The sequence below is a fragment of the Pseudoalteromonas sp. Scap06 genome, assembly GCF_013394165.1.
GTDB lineage: Bacteria > Pseudomonadota > Gammaproteobacteria > Enterobacterales > Alteromonadaceae > Pseudoalteromonas.
Genome location: NZ_CP041331.1, coordinates 512379 through 528646, shown reverse-complemented (window position 1 = coordinate 528646; position 16268 = coordinate 512379). Strand labels below are relative to the sequence as shown.

General features: G+C 39.4%; 15 protein-coding genes. 11 read left to right on the top strand and 4 right to left on the bottom strand.

Features of this window, described 5'->3' with window-relative positions; genetic code table 11:
• Window positions 1-6: 6 nt before the first annotated feature.
• The 5 genes from glgC to rluF all read left to right on the top strand — a co-directional run bounded on the left by glgC (window position 7) and on the right by rluF (window position 6304).
• Entirely contained in the window at window positions 7-1281 is a 1275-nt protein-coding gene (gene glgC, locus FLM47_RS17820) for a glucose-1-phosphate adenylyltransferase (RefSeq protein ID WP_138607932.1), read from the top strand.
• Between the two features lie 47 nt (window positions 1282-1328).
• The gene (locus FLM47_RS17815; RefSeq protein WP_178957166.1) at window positions 1329-2861 is read left to right on the top strand and encodes a glycogen synthase; all 1533 of its coding nucleotides are present in this window, start codon (window positions 1329-1331) and stop codon (window positions 2859-2861) included.
• 83 nt (window positions 2862-2944) lie between these two features.
• A complete protein-coding gene (locus FLM47_RS17810) occupies window positions 2945-4159 on the top strand; it encodes an EAL and HDOD domain-containing protein (RefSeq protein WP_138607936.1) in 1215 nt (404 codons plus the stop codon).
• Window positions 4160-4185: 26 nt separating this feature from the next.
• Window positions 4186-5271, top strand: coding sequence for a DUF418 domain-containing protein (locus tag FLM47_RS17805; RefSeq protein WP_178957446.1), 1086 nt, complete (start codon window positions 4186-4188; stop codon window positions 5269-5271).
• Window positions 5272-5314: 43 nt separating this feature from the next.
• Entirely contained in the window at window positions 5315-6304 is a 990-nt protein-coding gene (gene rluF / locus FLM47_RS17800; RefSeq protein ID WP_178957165.1) for a 23S rRNA pseudouridine(2604) synthase RluF, read from the top strand.
• 61 nt (window positions 6305-6365) lie between these two features.
• On the opposite strand, the gene FLM47_RS17795 is transcribed toward rluF, so the two are convergent.
• Both FLM47_RS17795 and FLM47_RS17790 read right to left on the bottom strand, forming a co-directional pair.
• Entirely contained in the window at window positions 6366-9443 is a 3078-nt protein-coding gene (locus FLM47_RS17795) for an efflux RND transporter permease subunit (protein WP_178957164.1), read from the bottom strand.
• 2 nt (window positions 9444-9445) lie between these two features.
• Window positions 9446-10528, bottom strand: coding sequence for an efflux RND transporter periplasmic adaptor subunit (locus FLM47_RS17790; RefSeq protein ID WP_138607942.1), 1083 nt, complete (start codon window positions 10526-10528; stop codon window positions 9446-9448).
• Window positions 10529-10650: 122 nt separating this feature from the next.
• On the opposite strand from FLM47_RS17790, the gene FLM47_RS17785 reads away from it, so the two are divergent.
• The gene (locus tag FLM47_RS17785; RefSeq protein WP_138607944.1) at window positions 10651-11553 is read left to right on the top strand and encodes a LysR family transcriptional regulator; all 903 of its coding nucleotides are present in this window, start codon (window positions 10651-10653) and stop codon (window positions 11551-11553) included.
• Window positions 11543-11848 (top strand): MGMT family protein, encoded by a 306-nt coding sequence (locus FLM47_RS17780; protein ID WP_178957163.1) that lies wholly within the window; start codon window positions 11543-11545, stop codon window positions 11846-11848. The genes FLM47_RS17785 and FLM47_RS17780 overlap by 11 nt, the downstream gene beginning before the upstream one ends.
• Before the next feature lie 237 nt (window positions 11849-12085).
• Here the strand turns inward: FLM47_RS17780 and FLM47_RS17775 are convergent, their stop codons facing one another.
• A complete protein-coding gene (locus FLM47_RS17775) occupies window positions 12086-12637 on the bottom strand; it encodes an N-carbamoyl-L-amino acid amidohydrolase (RefSeq protein WP_178957162.1) in 552 nt (183 codons plus the stop codon).
• Window positions 12638-12911: 274 nt separating this feature from the next.
• Window positions 12912-13541 carry a hemolysin III family protein gene (locus FLM47_RS17770; RefSeq protein ID WP_178957161.1) on the bottom strand — a complete coding sequence of 210 codons (630 nt, stop codon included), beginning with the start codon at window positions 13539-13541 and terminating at the stop codon, window positions 12912-12914.
• 281 nt (window positions 13542-13822) lie between these two features.
• Between FLM47_RS17770 and FLM47_RS17765 the strand changes: the two genes are divergently transcribed.
• The 4 genes from FLM47_RS17765 to FLM47_RS17750 all read left to right on the top strand — a co-directional run bounded on the left by FLM47_RS17765 (window position 13823) and on the right by FLM47_RS17750 (window position 16261).
• Complete coding sequence (locus FLM47_RS17765) at window positions 13823-14101, top strand: hypothetical protein (RefSeq protein WP_054201634.1); 279 nt, start codon at window positions 13823-13825, stop codon at window positions 14099-14101.
• Between the two features lie 229 nt (window positions 14102-14330).
• Entirely contained in the window at window positions 14331-14909 is a 579-nt protein-coding gene (locus tag FLM47_RS17760) for an LON peptidase substrate-binding domain-containing protein (protein WP_171039629.1), read from the top strand.
• 70 nt (window positions 14910-14979) lie between these two features.
• Entirely contained in the window at window positions 14980-15603 is a 624-nt protein-coding gene (locus FLM47_RS17755; RefSeq protein ID WP_138607956.1) for a sigma-70 family RNA polymerase sigma factor, read from the top strand.
• Window positions 15596-16261 carry a ChrR family anti-sigma-E factor gene (locus tag FLM47_RS17750; RefSeq protein WP_054201632.1) on the top strand — a complete coding sequence of 222 codons (666 nt, stop codon included), beginning with the start codon at window positions 15596-15598 and terminating at the stop codon, window positions 16259-16261. The genes FLM47_RS17755 and FLM47_RS17750 overlap by 8 nt, the downstream gene beginning before the upstream one ends.
• Window positions 16262-16268: the final 7 nt, after the last annotated feature.

The following is a 16268-nucleotide window of genomic DNA, read 5'->3' as shown; positions in this document are numbered from 1 at the left end:
AGTAATATGCCCAGTTATGCAAATCGCTATATAAGTAATTTAACCAGAGACACCTATGCACTGATTCTAGCCGGCGGACGAGGTTCTCGTCTGCATGAGCTAACAGACTGGCGAGCAAAACCAGCCGTTTATTTTGGCGGTAAGCACCGTATTATTGATTTTCCACTATCAAATTGTATTAACTCTGGTGTAAGGCGAGTAGGGATTGCAACGCAATATAAATCTCACTCGCTGATACGCCATGTGCATCGTGCATGGGGGCACTTTAAAAAGGAGTTAGGCGAGTCAGTTGAGATTTTACCTGCATCACAGCGCCATGGTGATGAATGGTATTGCGGTACTGCCGATGCGGTATTTCAAAATATGGATATTATTCGTCATGAACTACCTAAATATGTAATGATTTTGTCAGGCGATCATGTGTATCGTATGGATTACGGCGGTTTATTAGCAAAGCATGTAGAAAATGGTGCCGATATGACCGTGTGCTGTTTAGAAGTCGCGGTTGAAGAAGCAGCAGGCACCTTTGGTGTAATGACCGTTGATCAAGAAAATCGAGTGCGGCGATTCGACGAAAAACCAGCCGAACCTACCTCTGTGCCTGGTAAACCTGGTACATGCTTAGCGTCAATGGGTAATTACGTATTCAATACTGAGTTTTTATTTGAGCAATTACAAAAAGATTCACAAACCGAAGGCTCAGGACGTGATTTTGGCCATGACATTATTCCTGCCATTATCGAAGAGCATAATGTGTTTGCTTACCCATTTAGAGATCCTGCACAAGTAGGGCAACCTTATTGGCGCGATGTAGGGACTTTAGATTCATTTTGGGAAGCGAACATGGAGTTGGTTATGCCTGAGCCTCAATTGGATTTGTACGACCCTACTTGGCCAATTTGGACATACCAAGAGCAGCTTCCTCCAGCTAAGTTTATTTTTGATGATGACGATCGTCGAGGTATGGCTGTTGATTCAACCGTATCGGGCGGCTGTATTATTTCAGGTTCATTAGTGAGAAAGTCATTACTGTTTTCTAATGTACATATTCGCTCATATTGTACTATTGAAGAGTCGGTTATTTTACCCGGTGTTATAGTTAACCGTGGGTGTAAAATTAAACGTGCCATTATTGATAGAAGCTGTGAGATCCCCCCAGGATTAGAAATTGGTTATGATCGTAAAACAGACGAAGCCAATGGTTTTAGAGTATCTAAAAAGGGAATTGTTTTGGTAACCCGCGAGATGCTGACAAAGTTGGACACTAAGTTAAATCAATAATTAAATAGCAAGGCGAAAGCCTTGCAGCTAACTATAAGAGTAAATAAATGCATGTATTAATGGTTGCCGCAGAAAATGATGCGTTACCTAATGCCAAAGTCGGTGGTGTTGCCGATGTCATACGTGATGTACCTAAAGCGTTAGCAACACAGGGACTAACGATTGATGTGGCTATTCCTGATTATGGTTTTGAATTGGGTGAGCGCCGTTTTATTGGTGAAGTAAACGTTGCGTTCAATTCAGCCTCTCACGTTTTATCGCTGTTTGAAATTCCACAAACGCAAAATGCAGTGAGGCAAATAGTAATAAGCCACCCTTTGTTCAGCCAATCACATAGTGTGTATTGCAATGATGATGACAATCGTCCATTTGCTACTGATGCGAGTAAGTTTGCACTGTTTAATGCCGCGATTTGTGAAGCGCTTTTACAAGGGGTATTAAAACAACCAAACACGTTACATTTACACGACTGGCACAGTGCTTGTGTGGCAGTGTTACTAAAATTTGAGCCTCGCTATCGTAAACTTGCTAAGCTGCGCTTGGTGTACACTGTTCATAACTTAGCCTTACAAGGTATTCGCCCTTTTAAAGACGATGACTCTAGCTTAGAAGCGTGGTTTCCCTCATTAAGTTATGATGGTCAATTGCTTTGTGATCCCCGTTACCCTCATTGTTTTAACCCCATGCGCAGTGCTATTAATTTAGCCGATAAAGTACATGTGGTTTCACCCAGTTATAGCCAAGAAGTGCAGATAGCGAGTAACAATGCAGGCGGTTTTTTTGGTGGTGAAGGACTCGAGCGTGACTTACAACAAGCGGCTGAGCAGGGCAAGCTGATTGGGATACTCAACGGCTGTGATTACACAACTCAACACCCGAAGCAGGCAACGCTTAGCGAGCTTTTAGAGCAGATAGAAGCTACGCTTTTTAGTTGGATGGCAAAAAACGTACACTTAGACAGCAGCCACTATATTGCTCACCAACGTGTTTTACAATTTATGGCATCAGAGCTGCAAGGGCCTTTAGTGACCAGTGTAGGGCGGCTCACCGAGCAAAAAGTATTGCTGCTGTGCCAGCCACACAACAATAGTTTAACTATTGATGAGGTATGCAAGGTTATAAACCAATATAATGGTCGCTTGATTGTATTGGGCTCGGGCGATAAAAAACTAGAACAATTATTTACCACTGCAATGGCACGAAATAGCAATTTATTGTTTTTAAAAGGTTATGGCCAAGGTGTTGGTGATTTAATGTATCAACTAGGGGACTTATTTTTAATGCCTAGCTCTTTTGAGCCGTGTGGCATTAGCCAAATGCTGGCAATGCGAGCAGGTCAGCCTTGTCTTGTGCACAGTGTTGGCGGCTTAAAAGATACAGTTGAGCATAATGTGACTGGTTTTAGTTTTACTGGTGATACCTTATTGGCTCAGGCAGAGGCATTTTTAGTTTGTTTATCTGAGGCTTTGAGTGTAAAACAAACTAATCCTAAAGAATGGCAAGCAATAAAAAATAGCGCTAAGCATGCGCGCTTTGGCTGGGATGACGTCATAACTGATTATATTACATACTTATATTAAAAAATTTATTAAAGTTCAGTGACATCCGATCCTATTTACGCTTTAATTACTTAGTCTGGTGAAAATATAATAAAGTAGGTAATGTGTCGGTATTTGTTGCAAGGCAAGCAATTCTCAATCGAAATCAAAACGTAGTAGCTTATGAACTACTTTTTCGCAATAGTTCTGAGAACTGCTTTCCTGGTGTATCTGATGGTCAAGCTACAGCAAGGCTTATCATGGAAAACCAGCTAAACTTAGGTACCCGCCATATTACATCGGGTAAAAAAGCGCTTATCAATATTGGTCCTGAGTCCTTAAAGCTTGATTTATGTGATTTCTTACCCTGTAAAGATGTGGTTATTGAATTACTCGAAACCATAGAACCCACCGACGATACTTACGAGCTATGTCGCAAGTTATTCCATAGCAACTATAAGTTAGCCCTAGATGATTTTGTTTACTCACCACAGTGGGAGCGCTTTTTAAAACTGGTCAACTTAATTAAATTTGATATTCGACTTACTCCTCTTGCCGAAATCCCTCTGGTAGTTAATAAACTTAAAAAATATAAAAATATTAAGCTATTAGCTGAAAAAATAGAAACCGATGAAGAGTATAAATTAGCTCGTCAAATGGGGTTTGATTATTTCCAAGGTTATTATTTTGCGCGTCCAGTAATGATAGAGCAAAAAGATATTCATTATAATTATGGGCTGGTCATTGCCATTTACTCAGAAGTAATGAAACCAGATCCTGACATTAAAGTGATCACTGGTTTATTTGAGCTTGATGCGGCACTGGCTTATAAGCTACTGCGTTTATTAAATAGTGGTATATTTCCGCTGCAAAGCCAAATATCATCATTAAAACAAGCGCTGGTATATTTAGGTCAAGCGCGTTTAAAAAAGTTTGTGAGCCTAATTGTTACAGCACACACAGTGCGTGATAAGCCGATAGAGCTTATGCAAATGTGTGTTATTCGCGCTCGCTTTTGTGAATTAATAGCCAGTAAAGTCGCCAAACAAGTACAAGGTGAGGCATTTTTAACTGGGCTGTTTTCTCTTCTTGATGCTATTTTAGATAAGCCAATGGACTTGTTGGTTGATAAACTGCCATTCCCAGATGAAATTAAAGCGGCACTAACCGGCGAGAAAAATGATTTATATTATATCCTTGAAACGGTAAAAGCTTACGAAACGGGAAGCTGGTGGGCGCTTGAGAAAGCGGTATCACTCATTAATTTAGACAGTGCTTTTTTACCAAAATTATACAAACAAGCTGTAAAATGGGCCGATAGCTACAAAGATAATATTTAAAGGGATAGAGTTTGCGTAATTATAATATGGATTTTATAAGGGGCATAGCAGTACTTGGCCTGGTATTTATTAACTGCTATTCCTTCGCAATTTTTGAACTCAATTACACTCCACTCACCACACCTCCGGCTAGCGATAATTTTTTACACACCTTAAGCCTTATATTTGTTGAAGGGCGGTTTCGCACATTATTTACGTTATTATTTGGTGCTGGTCTTTATATTCAGTTCCAGCGACAGCAATGTATTGAGCCATTAAAAAAACGCCTATATTGGCTTATTGTGTTTGGTTTAATACATGGGCTTTTACTGTGGGCGGGTGACATTTTGTTTTTATATGGGGTGTCAGCACTACTGGTAATACGCTATTTAGATTCCACGGATGAAGAGCTTAAAAACAAAGCGGTCTTTTTTACTTTTATCGCTTTACTTGCCACAGCAATGTTTATGTTAGGGCTTAATGAAGAACCACTCTATAGGGATTCTCCCGAGTTTTACCAGATATATAATAGTTATTACCAAAGTATTGGTGCGCATTTTAGCCAAAATATAACAATGAGCATTTATATGTTGCTAACAGTACCTATTTTATTACTGTGGGCAAGTGCTGGCTTTATGCTAATTGGTATTGTTGCCTACAAATGTAATGTGTTTAGTGATGGATTTAACAGATCGGGGCTAATTAAGTTAGTTGTATTAAGTGTGTTACTGACTAGCTTACGATTAGTGTTAACACCATATGATCAAGGTATTGGCTACGCGTTACAAGAGCCTGTTAATGAATTAGCTGCCTTATGCGTGGCGCTACTTTATATTCATTTAATTGTTAAACTATGCAACAACAGCGCGCAAATAGGGGGGCTTATCCAACAGGTAGGGCGGTTAGCGTTTACTTTATACATAAGCCAAACCATTATGCAGTTATTATTGTTTAAAGTGCTTTTCCCTCAGTGGGCGCTTAGTTTTAACCGCATTGATTATTGGCTTGTCGCTATTTGCTTAGTAGTTGTACAGCTTATATTTACTGCACTCTACTGTCGTTATTTTAAGCAAGGACCCCTTGAATACCTATGGCGTAAATTAGCGCAAATTAAGCGCGAAAAAATAGCTTGAGTAGTTTAAACTATGCGCCTTTATATTTAAGAAGATTTGCCATATGACAGACTTAAAGCGTTTAAATAAATTTATTAGTGAGACAGGGTTTTGCTCACGCCGCGAAGCCGATAAATATATTGAGCAAGGTCGTGTTACTGTTAATGGCGAATTACCTGAAATGGGTGTTAAAGTTGCGCAGGACGATGTGGTATTGGTAGATGGTAAGCCACTAAAAGCGCCACCAAAACGAGTCTACATTGCTTATAACAAACCAGTGGGTATTACTTGTACCACAGAACGAAAAATTCAAAGTAATATTGTAAAAGCGGTTAATTACCCTGACCGTATTTTTCCTATAGGTCGTTTAGATAGGCCTTCAGAAGGATTGATTTTTTTAACCAATGAAGGCGACATCGTTAATAAAATCCTTCGTGCCGGAAATAATCATGAAAAAGAATACGTGGTTACCGTAGATAAACCACTTAATCGTCAGTTTGTGAATAAAATGGCGAACGGTATTCCAATTTTAGATACTGTGACCAAAAAATGTAAAGTGACGCAAACAGGTGCTCAGCAATTCACTATTATTTTGACTCAAGGTTTAAATCGTCAAATTCGTCGTATGTGTGAATACCTCGGTTACGAGGTTATTACACTTAAGCGTGTGCGTATTATGAATGTAACCCTTAAAGGGTTAAAAGTAGGGCAGTGGCGGCATTTAAGCGAAGCAGAAATGGCGGTTATTAACGATTCGATTGCTGATTCAGGGAAAACGCAAGAGCATTCGCTGTATGACGATAGTACATCGAATAATAACGTTGGGCTAACCACAAGCAACCAAGCAAAATCAGTGCATAAGCGTGAGTATCAAGGTGACAAGCCTCGAGGTACAAAGAACAGCGAACAACATAAGCAAGCCAACAAAAGCAGTCGTAATACGCCTTATCAGAAACGTTCAACCACCTATGTTGGTAAATCAAATGCCAACAAAGCCAATTCCGCATCAGGAACTAAAGCGAAGAGCAGTGGCACGTTAAGCTTAAAAAAGTAATTAAGTTGGTATAAACCAAGCAAATAAAAAACGCAGCCTAGGCTGCGTTTTTTATTAATTATTAAGACTGTTTAGGGTAGTCAATTCTAAATACCATAGTGTATAAAACCGGCACCACAATTAGAGTAAGTATGGTGGCAAAGCCTAAGCCAAACATTATAGTGACCGCCATCGACTGAAAGAATACGTCAAACAATAATGGGATCATACCAAGTATTGTGGTGATAGCGGCCATAGCAACAGGGCGGACGCGGCTTACGCCTGAATCAAACACTGCTTGATAGGGTGATTTACCCTCGCTAAGCTCTAAGTTTATTTGGTCGACCAAAACAATGCCGTTTTTAATTAACATACCACTTAAGCTTAATAACCCAAGTAGGCCCATAAAGCTAAACGGTGCATTCATTGCTAATAAACCGGCACTTACACCAATAATTGCCAATGGCACTGTAGCCCAAATTACAATAGGTTGTTTTAGAGAGTTGAAAAGTAAAACAGTAATAGCAAACATAGCTAAATAGCCAAGGGGTAAAGAGCCGAATATTGCTTTTTGAGCCTTACTAGATGATTCATATTCTCCGCCCCATTCTAAAGAGTAGCCATGCGGTAACTTGATAGATTCAATAGGGCCTCGTACTCTAGCAAACAATTTAGCGGCTGTTTCGTCGCCCAATACATTTTGATCGGCCATTATTGTAATTGTTCGCTTTCTATCGCGACGCATTATTAGGCTATCTTCCCATTCAACTATAAATTTATCAACGACTTGTGTTACCGGTACAAACACACCTAAAACAGGGCTGTATATTTGCAAGTCATGAACGCTGTCTACATTAAGGCGCTCACTCGCAGGTGAGCGAGCAATAATAGGTAAAAGCTGGGTTCCATCACGATATACACCGACTTGTTTACCCGAAAGACTTGTAAGCAGCACATCATCCAGGTCTGATTTACTGATTCCTAAACGTCGCGCTTTTTGCTCGTTAAACTGTGGGCGAATCATTTTAGTACGTGCACGCCAATCATTTCGAATATTAAACGCACCATCGTCTTGCGCCATAAGCTTTTCCGCTTCAGCTGCAAGTTTTCTAAGAATAACAGGATCTGGACCGGTAAAACGCGCTTCAATTTTAGCATCAGTTGAAGGGCCAATTTCCATTGGCTTTATTTTTAGCTCAGCAGATAGCGCCGAGTTTTGTGAATAATTACGTACTTTTTGCATGACTACCGCAACAGCTTCGCGGTCTTTTACTCTTATAATAAGTTGTCCATAAGACGAGTAAGACTTTTGAGGTGCATAAGTAAGCATAAAGCGCGGCGCACCTTGGCCTGTTGTGCTGGTTACTTCTTCTACAAGTTCTTCTTTTTGCAAATAGCGTTCAAGCTTCTTTATACCGTCTATTGTTGCGCGTATATCTGAGCCTTGTTGTTGCCAGTAATCTACGTAAAACATAGGTGTGTTAGAGGCCGGAAAAAATGACTGCTTAACCGAACCAAAACCAACGACAGCGCTGCAAAGTAATACAACCATGAGGATTATTGTTGATTTACGATAATGCATTGCTAAGTCTAAGAGTGTTTTATAACCTGTAAAAATAAATCCTTTATATGGATCGTTATCTGAATCGTCTTCGGTATCTTTTGCCTTTTTAAACTCATTTTCTGAAAACATAAGATTTGCAAAAAATGGCGTTAAGGTAATAGCGGTTATCCAGCTGAGTAACAAGGATATAAATAACACCCAAAACAAGCTGCCGGCAAACTCACCCGTTGCATCAGAACTCAAACCAATTGGAGCAAACGCAGTAATACCTATAATGGTTGCACCTAATAATGGCCACTTGGTCTGCTCTACAATATTAATAGCGGCTTTAAGTTTGGTTTGACCCCGTTTTAAGTTAATTAAAATACCTTCAGTCACCACAATAGCGTTATCTACTAACATACCAAGCGCAATGATCAGTGCACCTAATGATATACGTTGCAAATCTATGGCAAACAACTTCATAAAAATAAAGGTGCCTAAAACAGTTAGTAATAAAATACCACCAATTAAAATGCCGCTTTTAATGCCCATAAAAATAAGCAAAACAACAATGACGATTGCAATAGCTTCTAGCAAGCTTATAATAAATCCGTCAACTGAGGTCTCTACTTCTTTTGGTTGGTTATAGACGGCATTAACGTCAATACCATGGGGACGCTGGTACTCAAGTTCTGCTAAATGAGCATCTATACGTTTACCCACGTCAACCACATTAACGCCATTCATAAACGACACACCAATTAATAGTGCTTGCTCAGAATTGTATCTAATAACATTTGTAGGTACTTCAGCGTATTCTCTAAATACTTCAGCAACATCACCTAAGTAAATAAGCTCGCTGGCACCTGGTTTAGAAATTAGTAGTGTTTCAAGTTCTTTAACATCTTTAAATTCGCCAGTAGGGTGAAAACGAATTGATTCGTCGCCCACTCTTATTTTTCCTGCGTTAGATACCGTGTTTTGAGATTGTAACAAAGCAAATATATGGCTAGGTGCTATACCAAGTTGGGCTAATTTACGGGTAGATATTTCTACCATTACTTGCGGCTGTTGTTCACCTGCAATAGTAACTTTACTAACCCCTTTAACTAATACCAATTCACGTTTTAAATAATCGGTGTAGTCTTTTAGCTCATCGTAAGAATAGCCGTCACCAATAACTGAATATAAAACACCATATACATCGCCAAAGTCATCTAAAATGGTGCTTGGGTATACGCCACTGGGTAGCGATGGCGAAAGGTCATTAATTTTACGACGCATTTCATCCCAAATTTGGCGAAGTTGTTCTTTTCGATAGGTGCTCTTCATCTCTACGGCTATTTGAGATTTGCCATTTGACGAAATAGACGTGACATGATCAACATATGGCAATTGTTGAATTGCATTTTCTAGAGGAAACGTAACTTCTTCTTCAACCTGTTGCGGCGAAGCACCAGGGTACATGGTAATAACCATAGCCTGCTTTAGAGTAAACTCAGGGTCCTCTAGTTGGCCTAAATCAAAATAAGATACACTTCCGCCAATTAAAAGAAGTAGTGCAAACATCCAACTAATTACTTTTTTTTCTATGGAAAGTTGTGCAAAGCTCATAATTATAAGCCTCGCTCTTTATTCCATGGGCGAACTTTCATGCCTTCTTCTATTGAGTGCACACCAGCAGACACCACAACTTGGCCTTCTTTTATGCCGCTAAGTACTTCTATGCCATCGTGGTGTAATTGGCCAACTTCAACAGCTTGCTTATGAACTTGACCCGTTTGCTCATCGTAAAGCCAAACATAGGCATTATTGTTAATCGCTTTTTGGGGATCAGAAAAAACCGACTCAATAGGCAATATGGTATAAGCAACCTGCGAGCGAGTTACTTTACTTAAATCAATTAAAACACGGCCAGTCATACCGGCTAGCAAGTTAAAATCATCAGGAACTGGTAACGAAAATACAACTTTATAGGTCAGTGTTGCAGGGTCGGCTTGGGTGTCCCACTCTTTAATGTCGAGGGTGTATTCTTTATCTTCAAAACCATCAAATTTAACTGTTGGATGGTAATCAGTGCCTTTTTTAAAACGCGCCACTATTTTTTCAGGAACCTGAATTTCTACGTCCATCAAATCGCGAGTTTCTAGGCGTAAAATATTTTGCTTTGCCTGAATGTTTTCAAAGTTTTTTACAAATACCTTTGCAACGGTACCGGCAAATGGCGCACGCAACTCGCTGTATTCGAGGTTGGTTTCAGCGATTTTAAAAGCCGATTCGGCAATTTGCATATTTGCTAAAGCTTGGTCTAACTCAGATTGGCTAGTGATTTTCTTTTCAAATAGCTGTTCTATTCTGCTCAATTGCGACTTTGCCAACTCATAACGTGCCTTTCGTTCATCAAACTGCAGTTGAAAATCTTCAGGGTCTAATTTTGCTAATAAATCCCCTTTTTCAACATGTTCGCCAGCAAGAACCGGAAACTCTATAAGTTCACCGTTTACTCTAAATGCAAGGTACGATCCCTGGTTTGCAACTACCTCAGCCGGAAAACTACGAATATTAATTTGTGAGTCGTGACCTATAGTGAAAAGTTTAACAGGGCGAATAGGCTCTTCTTTAACCTGTTGTTCTGGTTCAGAACAAGCGATTAAGCTAAGTAAGGTCGTCGTTAATAAACATAGACGAAAGAGTTTCATGTTGTCTCCGTTGCAATATTGGCAAATTAATTAAGTGCAGAATACGCTGCAAACATATAAAATAAAATTCATTAAATCTTACAGACTTAATAAGTTTTATTTATGATGTTTTTAGGTACAATATGAAGCTGAATCAATTAGTAATTTTAGATGCCATAGTACAAAGCGAAAGCTTGAGCGGGGCTGCTCAAAAGCTTCATAAAACGCAGCCTGCGTTAACGCTAGCGATTAAAAACTTAGAATCGCAAATAGGGTTTGAACTTTTAGACAGAACTAAATATAGGTTACAACTTACTGAAAAAGGGCGCATCTTCCATCGTGAAGCGCAACAGCTACTGCATGCAAATGACGAGCTTGCAAAACTGGCGGAAGAGCTCTCATTAGGTAATGAGCCGCAATATAAAATTTGTTATGAGCAGCTTTGCCATAAGCAAAGTTACAACCAGATCATAAGTAATACTTTTAAACAGTTTACCAGCACCGAGTTTTGTATTAGTAGCGGCAAACGATTTGTATCGTTAGAGCAAGTAAATAATGGACAAGCAGAGCTAGGCATTGGTCCGTGGTTTGATTTATTTCATGCCACTGGCGATTTAGAAAGTTTGCCCATAGGTAAGCTCGATATTGGGATAGTAAGCGCAAAAGGGGTTTTACCAAAACAGCTCACTTATAATCAACTACAAAACTACCCCTGCTTAGCGATGTTTGAAAGCGATTTAAGTATAGACAGTGAAAGGCTTTCATATTCCAAAGGGTCAGCAATGATGAAAATAGACGATGTAGCTACCTTAAAATCGTTTTTACTCTCAGGGGCTGGTTGGGCAATGATGAGCTTAGATCATTGCAGACCTGAAATAAAAGCAGGTTTATTACAAGAAATCATTATTACCGACCGTGAGCATAAATTTAGCGCACAAATAAGAGCGTTTAGGCAACACGCTATTCACCATGGTCCAGTGGCGCGTACTGTATGGAACCAATTTAAACAACTAAGCAAGGCATACGCTAATAAAAATGGATATTGATAAACACACTGTAATTTATACTATCATAGCGAGTATACCCAAAGGTTGTGTTGCCAGTTATGGCCAAGTAGCTGCCCTTGCGGGTTATCCTAATAATGCTAGGTTGGTAGGTCGTTTATTAAAAGAGATGCCAAAAGATTCGGCGATCCCTTGGCATCGAGTGGTTAATAGCCAAGGTAAAATATCGTTTCCCGAAGGAAGTGATAAATACCAAGAACAACGACAAAAACTGTTATTAGAAGGTGTTAATTTTAAGAATAATAAAGTGAATATGCGCGAGTGTAGATGGGAGTGATATCACCACTCTCGTCAGATAAGTGCCCGTGTAGGTTGGACAAGTGGCGGAGCCACGCCATCCGACAAAAGTAAAATATCTTGCCAATAACTCTCAATATTTTATGTTGTCGAGTGGCTAGAGAGTGCCAATTGCAGACAGTGGTAACGCCCGCAGCAACCGCAGCTTTGTAGTGGAGCCGCAGGCGCAACGGAAAAGCTGTCGGATTGCCTGCGATTGTTAGGGCGTGACTTAGCGCTACCCACCTTTAATTGCCGCTCCGACAAATACACCAACCAATGAGGACAACACGCCGATGACCACCGGCACCCACCATCGAAGCTCCTTACGACGAACAACTGCTTGAGTTTGTAGCTTCACTGCTACATCTATTAATGCAAGGATTTGTTCCGAGGACAGAGGCAAACGGGAGATATGAGACCTATTGTCTTTCGGCAATGCCTTGAATTGCTCTACCGTAATTACTTCTTCAGTCTGTGTGTTATAGACTCTAGGTTGAGCGCGCCGAACGACTAGTGACTGAAAATCGTCATCGCCTATACCGGCCCGAAAAAATTCGGGATGCTCATTAAAAATGGATTGCCAGTCATTCGCGCTCTTTGGCTTTTCGCCGAGCAAATTAGCCCATGACTCTACCTTGCGTCCCGAATACCTATATGTACCCATTACCTGAATTGCAGCGATTACATCAGCAAGCCTATGTTGATGAGCAAGGTAAGGGGATTGTTTCTCAATCATGACTTGTCCTGTTGTGAGCCCTAACAATTTAATAGTGCGCTCATCGCGCATATTTCTGCCGACTTAACGCTCATTTATCTATTTTATATAGTTTTAACAAATTATCTAAGGCATTACTATCACTAAGTTTTCTAAATTTTTTAGGTAAAGTTAAATGGACCAATATGCGCACAGCGCTCATTTTCATGAATATATGCGCAAGAGCAGTTTAACTAATCTATTAACGACAATATTTAGTCAATCTCAATGACCGTTTCTCGCTGTGTGTTGCATCGAATGGTTGAACTCACAGCTCAAACCAGACTAATCTATATGGCTAACCAGCCTAATAAACATAATTACTGATCGATATATAATGGCTAACGCATCCGCCAATAACAAAGAGGTGCCAAATAGCATGGCTATATTGAGTGCTTTTTGCACTGTAAAAAATAGTACCTACACTATAAAATAAGCCGCCAGCTAATAGCCAATAAAGTGCATTGATAGGCACGTTTAAATAAAGCGGATACACAATGGCTAATGCAAACCATCCCATTAATAAATAAGTAGCCAGTGATACTTTTTTATTGCCATTTTTAACCAATAGCTTATAAGCGATGCCTGCAAACGCTACTGTCCAAATAAAGACTAAGGTAGCCCAAGACCAGAGCCCAGATAACGACAGCAACAAAAAGGGCGTGTAGGTGCCTGCAATCAGTAAATAGATGGCGCAATGATCACATTTTTTGTAAAACGCTCTCAATCTTGGGCGCACACTGGCGTGATAAAGCGTTGAAGATAAAAATAAAATAAACAAGCTACTGCCGTATATCAGAGTACTGGCATAGCTTTTCACACTATTAGTTTGTTTAACTAAATCCCAAAAAACAAAAGCAGCAAATACAATGCCTAAGGCATGACTAATAACATTTAACAGCTCTTCTTTTTTAGAATAGGGAGCTTCAAAAGACATAACAGATCCTACCACTTTGCGAATGAATTTTAGTGTACATGTGTACGCTGAAATTTTCAAATACGAAACAAAGTCATTAATTTACTGAACATTAACAAACACACTATTATTTGGTTTTATTTTAAAATTAATTGGTCAAATTTACTAACCTAGATTTTGTGGATTTCTTTTTTATTAATTTATTTCATTTTAAAACAATGGCTTACAAAGTTTATTCATTATGGCATAGCCCTTGATTGTAACTAAGCGTACTAACCAATAAACAAACAAGGAATACTATTATGAACACTTCAATCAACATCACAATCGCAAGCTTACTTGTATTAGGTTCAACTAACGTTAACGCTACAGAAGTCGATTTAAATATTACAGATATGCTAACTAACACTGTGTCTACTTATGTGTCACAGGCAAGCAATGAACTTGAAAAGTCAGTAAAAGAAGCCGTTTCTTTTGATGCACAGGTTATTCTTGACAGCTTACTTGAAAGTAATCCTGTGGTTGATAATAGCAACATGGACGAAAAACAACGTGTAGTTAAAGCACAACCAAAGCAATAAAAAAGGGAATAAGAGTAATGAACAGTGAGTTCGAACTATTAGCCTTAATGTTGGCACCTGTGGCAAGTATACTGAGTGTTTATTACTTGGTTTACATGATAAAAAATGTGGGAATGAGGTTTAATTAGCGGATGCATTTGCACTGTAAAGCAATCGATGTAACTAAAGCTGATCGACTTGAATAAAGCGCACGTAAATAAAGGCAGAGTGTTTGAAAGAAGTAGACTTTATGAAACGTGCGATTTTCCCATTACCTATATTTATATTACCTGAAGGCTATACGCGATTACGTATATTTGAGCCTCGTTATTTAACGATGGTAAAAAACGCATTAAAAACCAATAGCGGTTTTGTTTTATGTACCTTTGAGCATGACACCCCGTTAAACATAAGCGCCCAAGGCTGTTTAATGGATGTTATTGACTTTGATCAAGACGAAAGTGGTATGCTATTAATTGATGTATTTGCATCTAAGAGTGTGCAAATAGATAACGTGTATCAAGATGAGCAGGAACTTCGCCATGGTGATGTATCCGCTTGCAACACACCTTATTGGTACAACAAAGACAACCACGAAATTGGTCAGCACCACTTTTTACAAGTGACACTAGAAGAAGTCTTTGCGAATAACCCCGATTTGCAATCGCTTTACAAAACCACCAAGTTTAATAAACTCACGTGGATTGTTGCACGATGGCTTGAATTACTTCCCATTTCTATAGAGAAAAAACAACAACTTGCATTTGAGACTAACTTTGATAACTTGCTTAGTTTCCTCCATACTGTGATTAATAACGAATTTGCCTAAAATAATTATGATCCGCTTGTAACCATTGCTCGTAATGGTATTCACTAAAGCAATAACGGGACATTTTACTATGGTAAGTCAACAACAATCACTAAGTTGTGAACCTAACACAGGTAAGTACACTGCCATGCCAGAAACACCAAGTACGGAACTCAGGGAAGCATTAGTTAATGTAGCTCAATCTCGCGATAAAAAATCTTTCGCGTACTTGTTTGAATATTTTGCACCTAAGATTAAGCGCTTCGGCATAAAGCAGTTTGGTGTTGAAGCCCAAGCAATGGAATTAGTTCAAGAAACCCTCACTTCCGTATGGCGTAAAGCCCACTTATACAATAGTGAAAAGGGTGCAGCTACTACTTGGGTCTATACCGTAATGCGTAACGCCTCTTTTGACATGCTTCGTAAAATGAAAAGTAACAAAGAAGAAAATATTAGCGAAGACATTTGGCCGTTATTGAATGAATCTGAAGATACAGATCATGAATACAGCGACCACCTTGAAGACCAACAAATTAAACGTTATTTAGATAAACTGCCTCAAGCGCAAAGAGAAGTGGTGCGCGGCGTTTATTTTCAAGATATGTCGCAAGAGCAGTTAGCTCAACAATTAAACATTCCAGTAGGCACGGTAAAATCACGATTACGTTTAGCCTTGCAGAAATTACGTAATGAAATGGGAGATCAGCATGATTAAACATCACCCGAGTGAAACACTACTGACACAATACTGTGCAGCAACACTTCCAGCATCGCTTAGCCTTGCCGTATCAATACATGTTGATATGTGCCCAGTGTGCCAAGCTAAAGTTGAAAAACTTGAAGCGGCTAATGCGCGAGCAGTTTTTAGTGACAATATGGATGTGGCAACTGATGAGCAAGCCGATGATGTAATTGAATCAAGTTTACTTGATATGATCACTGCCGATGACTCGATTGATGAAGTATATTCTGTTGAACCAGTTAGTATTAATGTTAATGAGCATAATTACAGCTTGCCGAGAGCTTTAACACGGATCTCGCATGGTAAATTTACCCAAGTAGGTAAGCTTGCGCGTTCTCGAATTGCCCTTGATGATGGCCATTTACGTTCAAGCTTGTTACATATAGATGCTGGTGGAGAAATTCCGGAGCACACACATACCGGTTTTGAGGTTACTTTACTGCTTGATGGTGAATTTACAGACGAAGAGGGCAGTTATGTTCCTGGTGACTTTATTTGGCAAGATGGCCGTCATCAACACACCCCCCTAACAAAAGAGGGATGTTTGTGCTTTACTGTTGTTAGTAGTGCGCTACATTTCAATAAAGGACTTAGCAAGTTACTTAATCCAATTGGTGGCTTGATTTATTAAGAGAATC

What these genes read in the sequence shown, in the direction of transcription:
- glgC (WP_138607932.1), top strand. Translation starts at nt 7, where the DNA reads ATGCCCAGTTATGCAAATCGCTATATAAGTAATTTAACCAGAGACACC.
- FLM47_RS17815 (WP_178957166.1), top strand. Translation starts at nt 1,329, where the DNA reads ATGCATGTATTAATGGTTGCCGCAGAAAATGATGCGTTACCTAATGCC.
- FLM47_RS17805 (WP_178957446.1), top strand. Translation starts at nt 4,186, where the DNA reads ATGGATTTTATAAGGGGCATAGCAGTACTTGGCCTGGTATTTATTAAC.
- rluF (WP_178957165.1), top strand. Translation starts at nt 5,315, where the DNA reads ATGACAGACTTAAAGCGTTTAAATAAATTTATTAGTGAGACAGGGTTT.
- FLM47_RS17795 (WP_178957164.1), bottom strand. Translation starts at nt 9,443, where the DNA reads ATGAGCTTTGCACAACTTTCCATAGAAAAAAAAGTAATTAGTTGGATG.
- FLM47_RS17790 (WP_138607942.1), bottom strand. Translation starts at nt 10,528, where the DNA reads ATGAAACTCTTTCGTCTATGTTTATTAACGACGACCTTACTTAGCTTA.
- FLM47_RS17785 (WP_138607944.1), top strand. Translation starts at nt 10,651, where the DNA reads ATGAAGCTGAATCAATTAGTAATTTTAGATGCCATAGTACAAAGCGAA.
- FLM47_RS17780 (WP_178957163.1), top strand. Translation starts at nt 11,543, where the DNA reads ATGGATATTGATAAACACACTGTAATTTATACTATCATAGCGAGTATA.
- FLM47_RS17775 (WP_178957162.1), bottom strand. Translation starts at nt 12,637, where the DNA reads ATGCGCGATGAGCGCACTATTAAATTGTTAGGGCTCACAACAGGACAA.
- FLM47_RS17770 (WP_178957161.1), bottom strand. Translation starts at nt 13,541, where the DNA reads ATGTCTTTTGAAGCTCCCTATTCTAAAAAAGAAGAGCTGTTAAATGTT.
- FLM47_RS17765 (WP_054201634.1), top strand. Translation starts at nt 13,823, where the DNA reads ATGAACACTTCAATCAACATCACAATCGCAAGCTTACTTGTATTAGGT.
- FLM47_RS17760 (WP_171039629.1), top strand. Translation starts at nt 14,331, where the DNA reads ATGAAACGTGCGATTTTCCCATTACCTATATTTATATTACCTGAAGGC.
- FLM47_RS17755 (WP_138607956.1), top strand. Translation starts at nt 14,980, where the DNA reads ATGGTAAGTCAACAACAATCACTAAGTTGTGAACCTAACACAGGTAAG.
- FLM47_RS17750 (WP_054201632.1), top strand. Translation starts at nt 15,596, where the DNA reads ATGATTAAACATCACCCGAGTGAAACACTACTGACACAATACTGTGCA.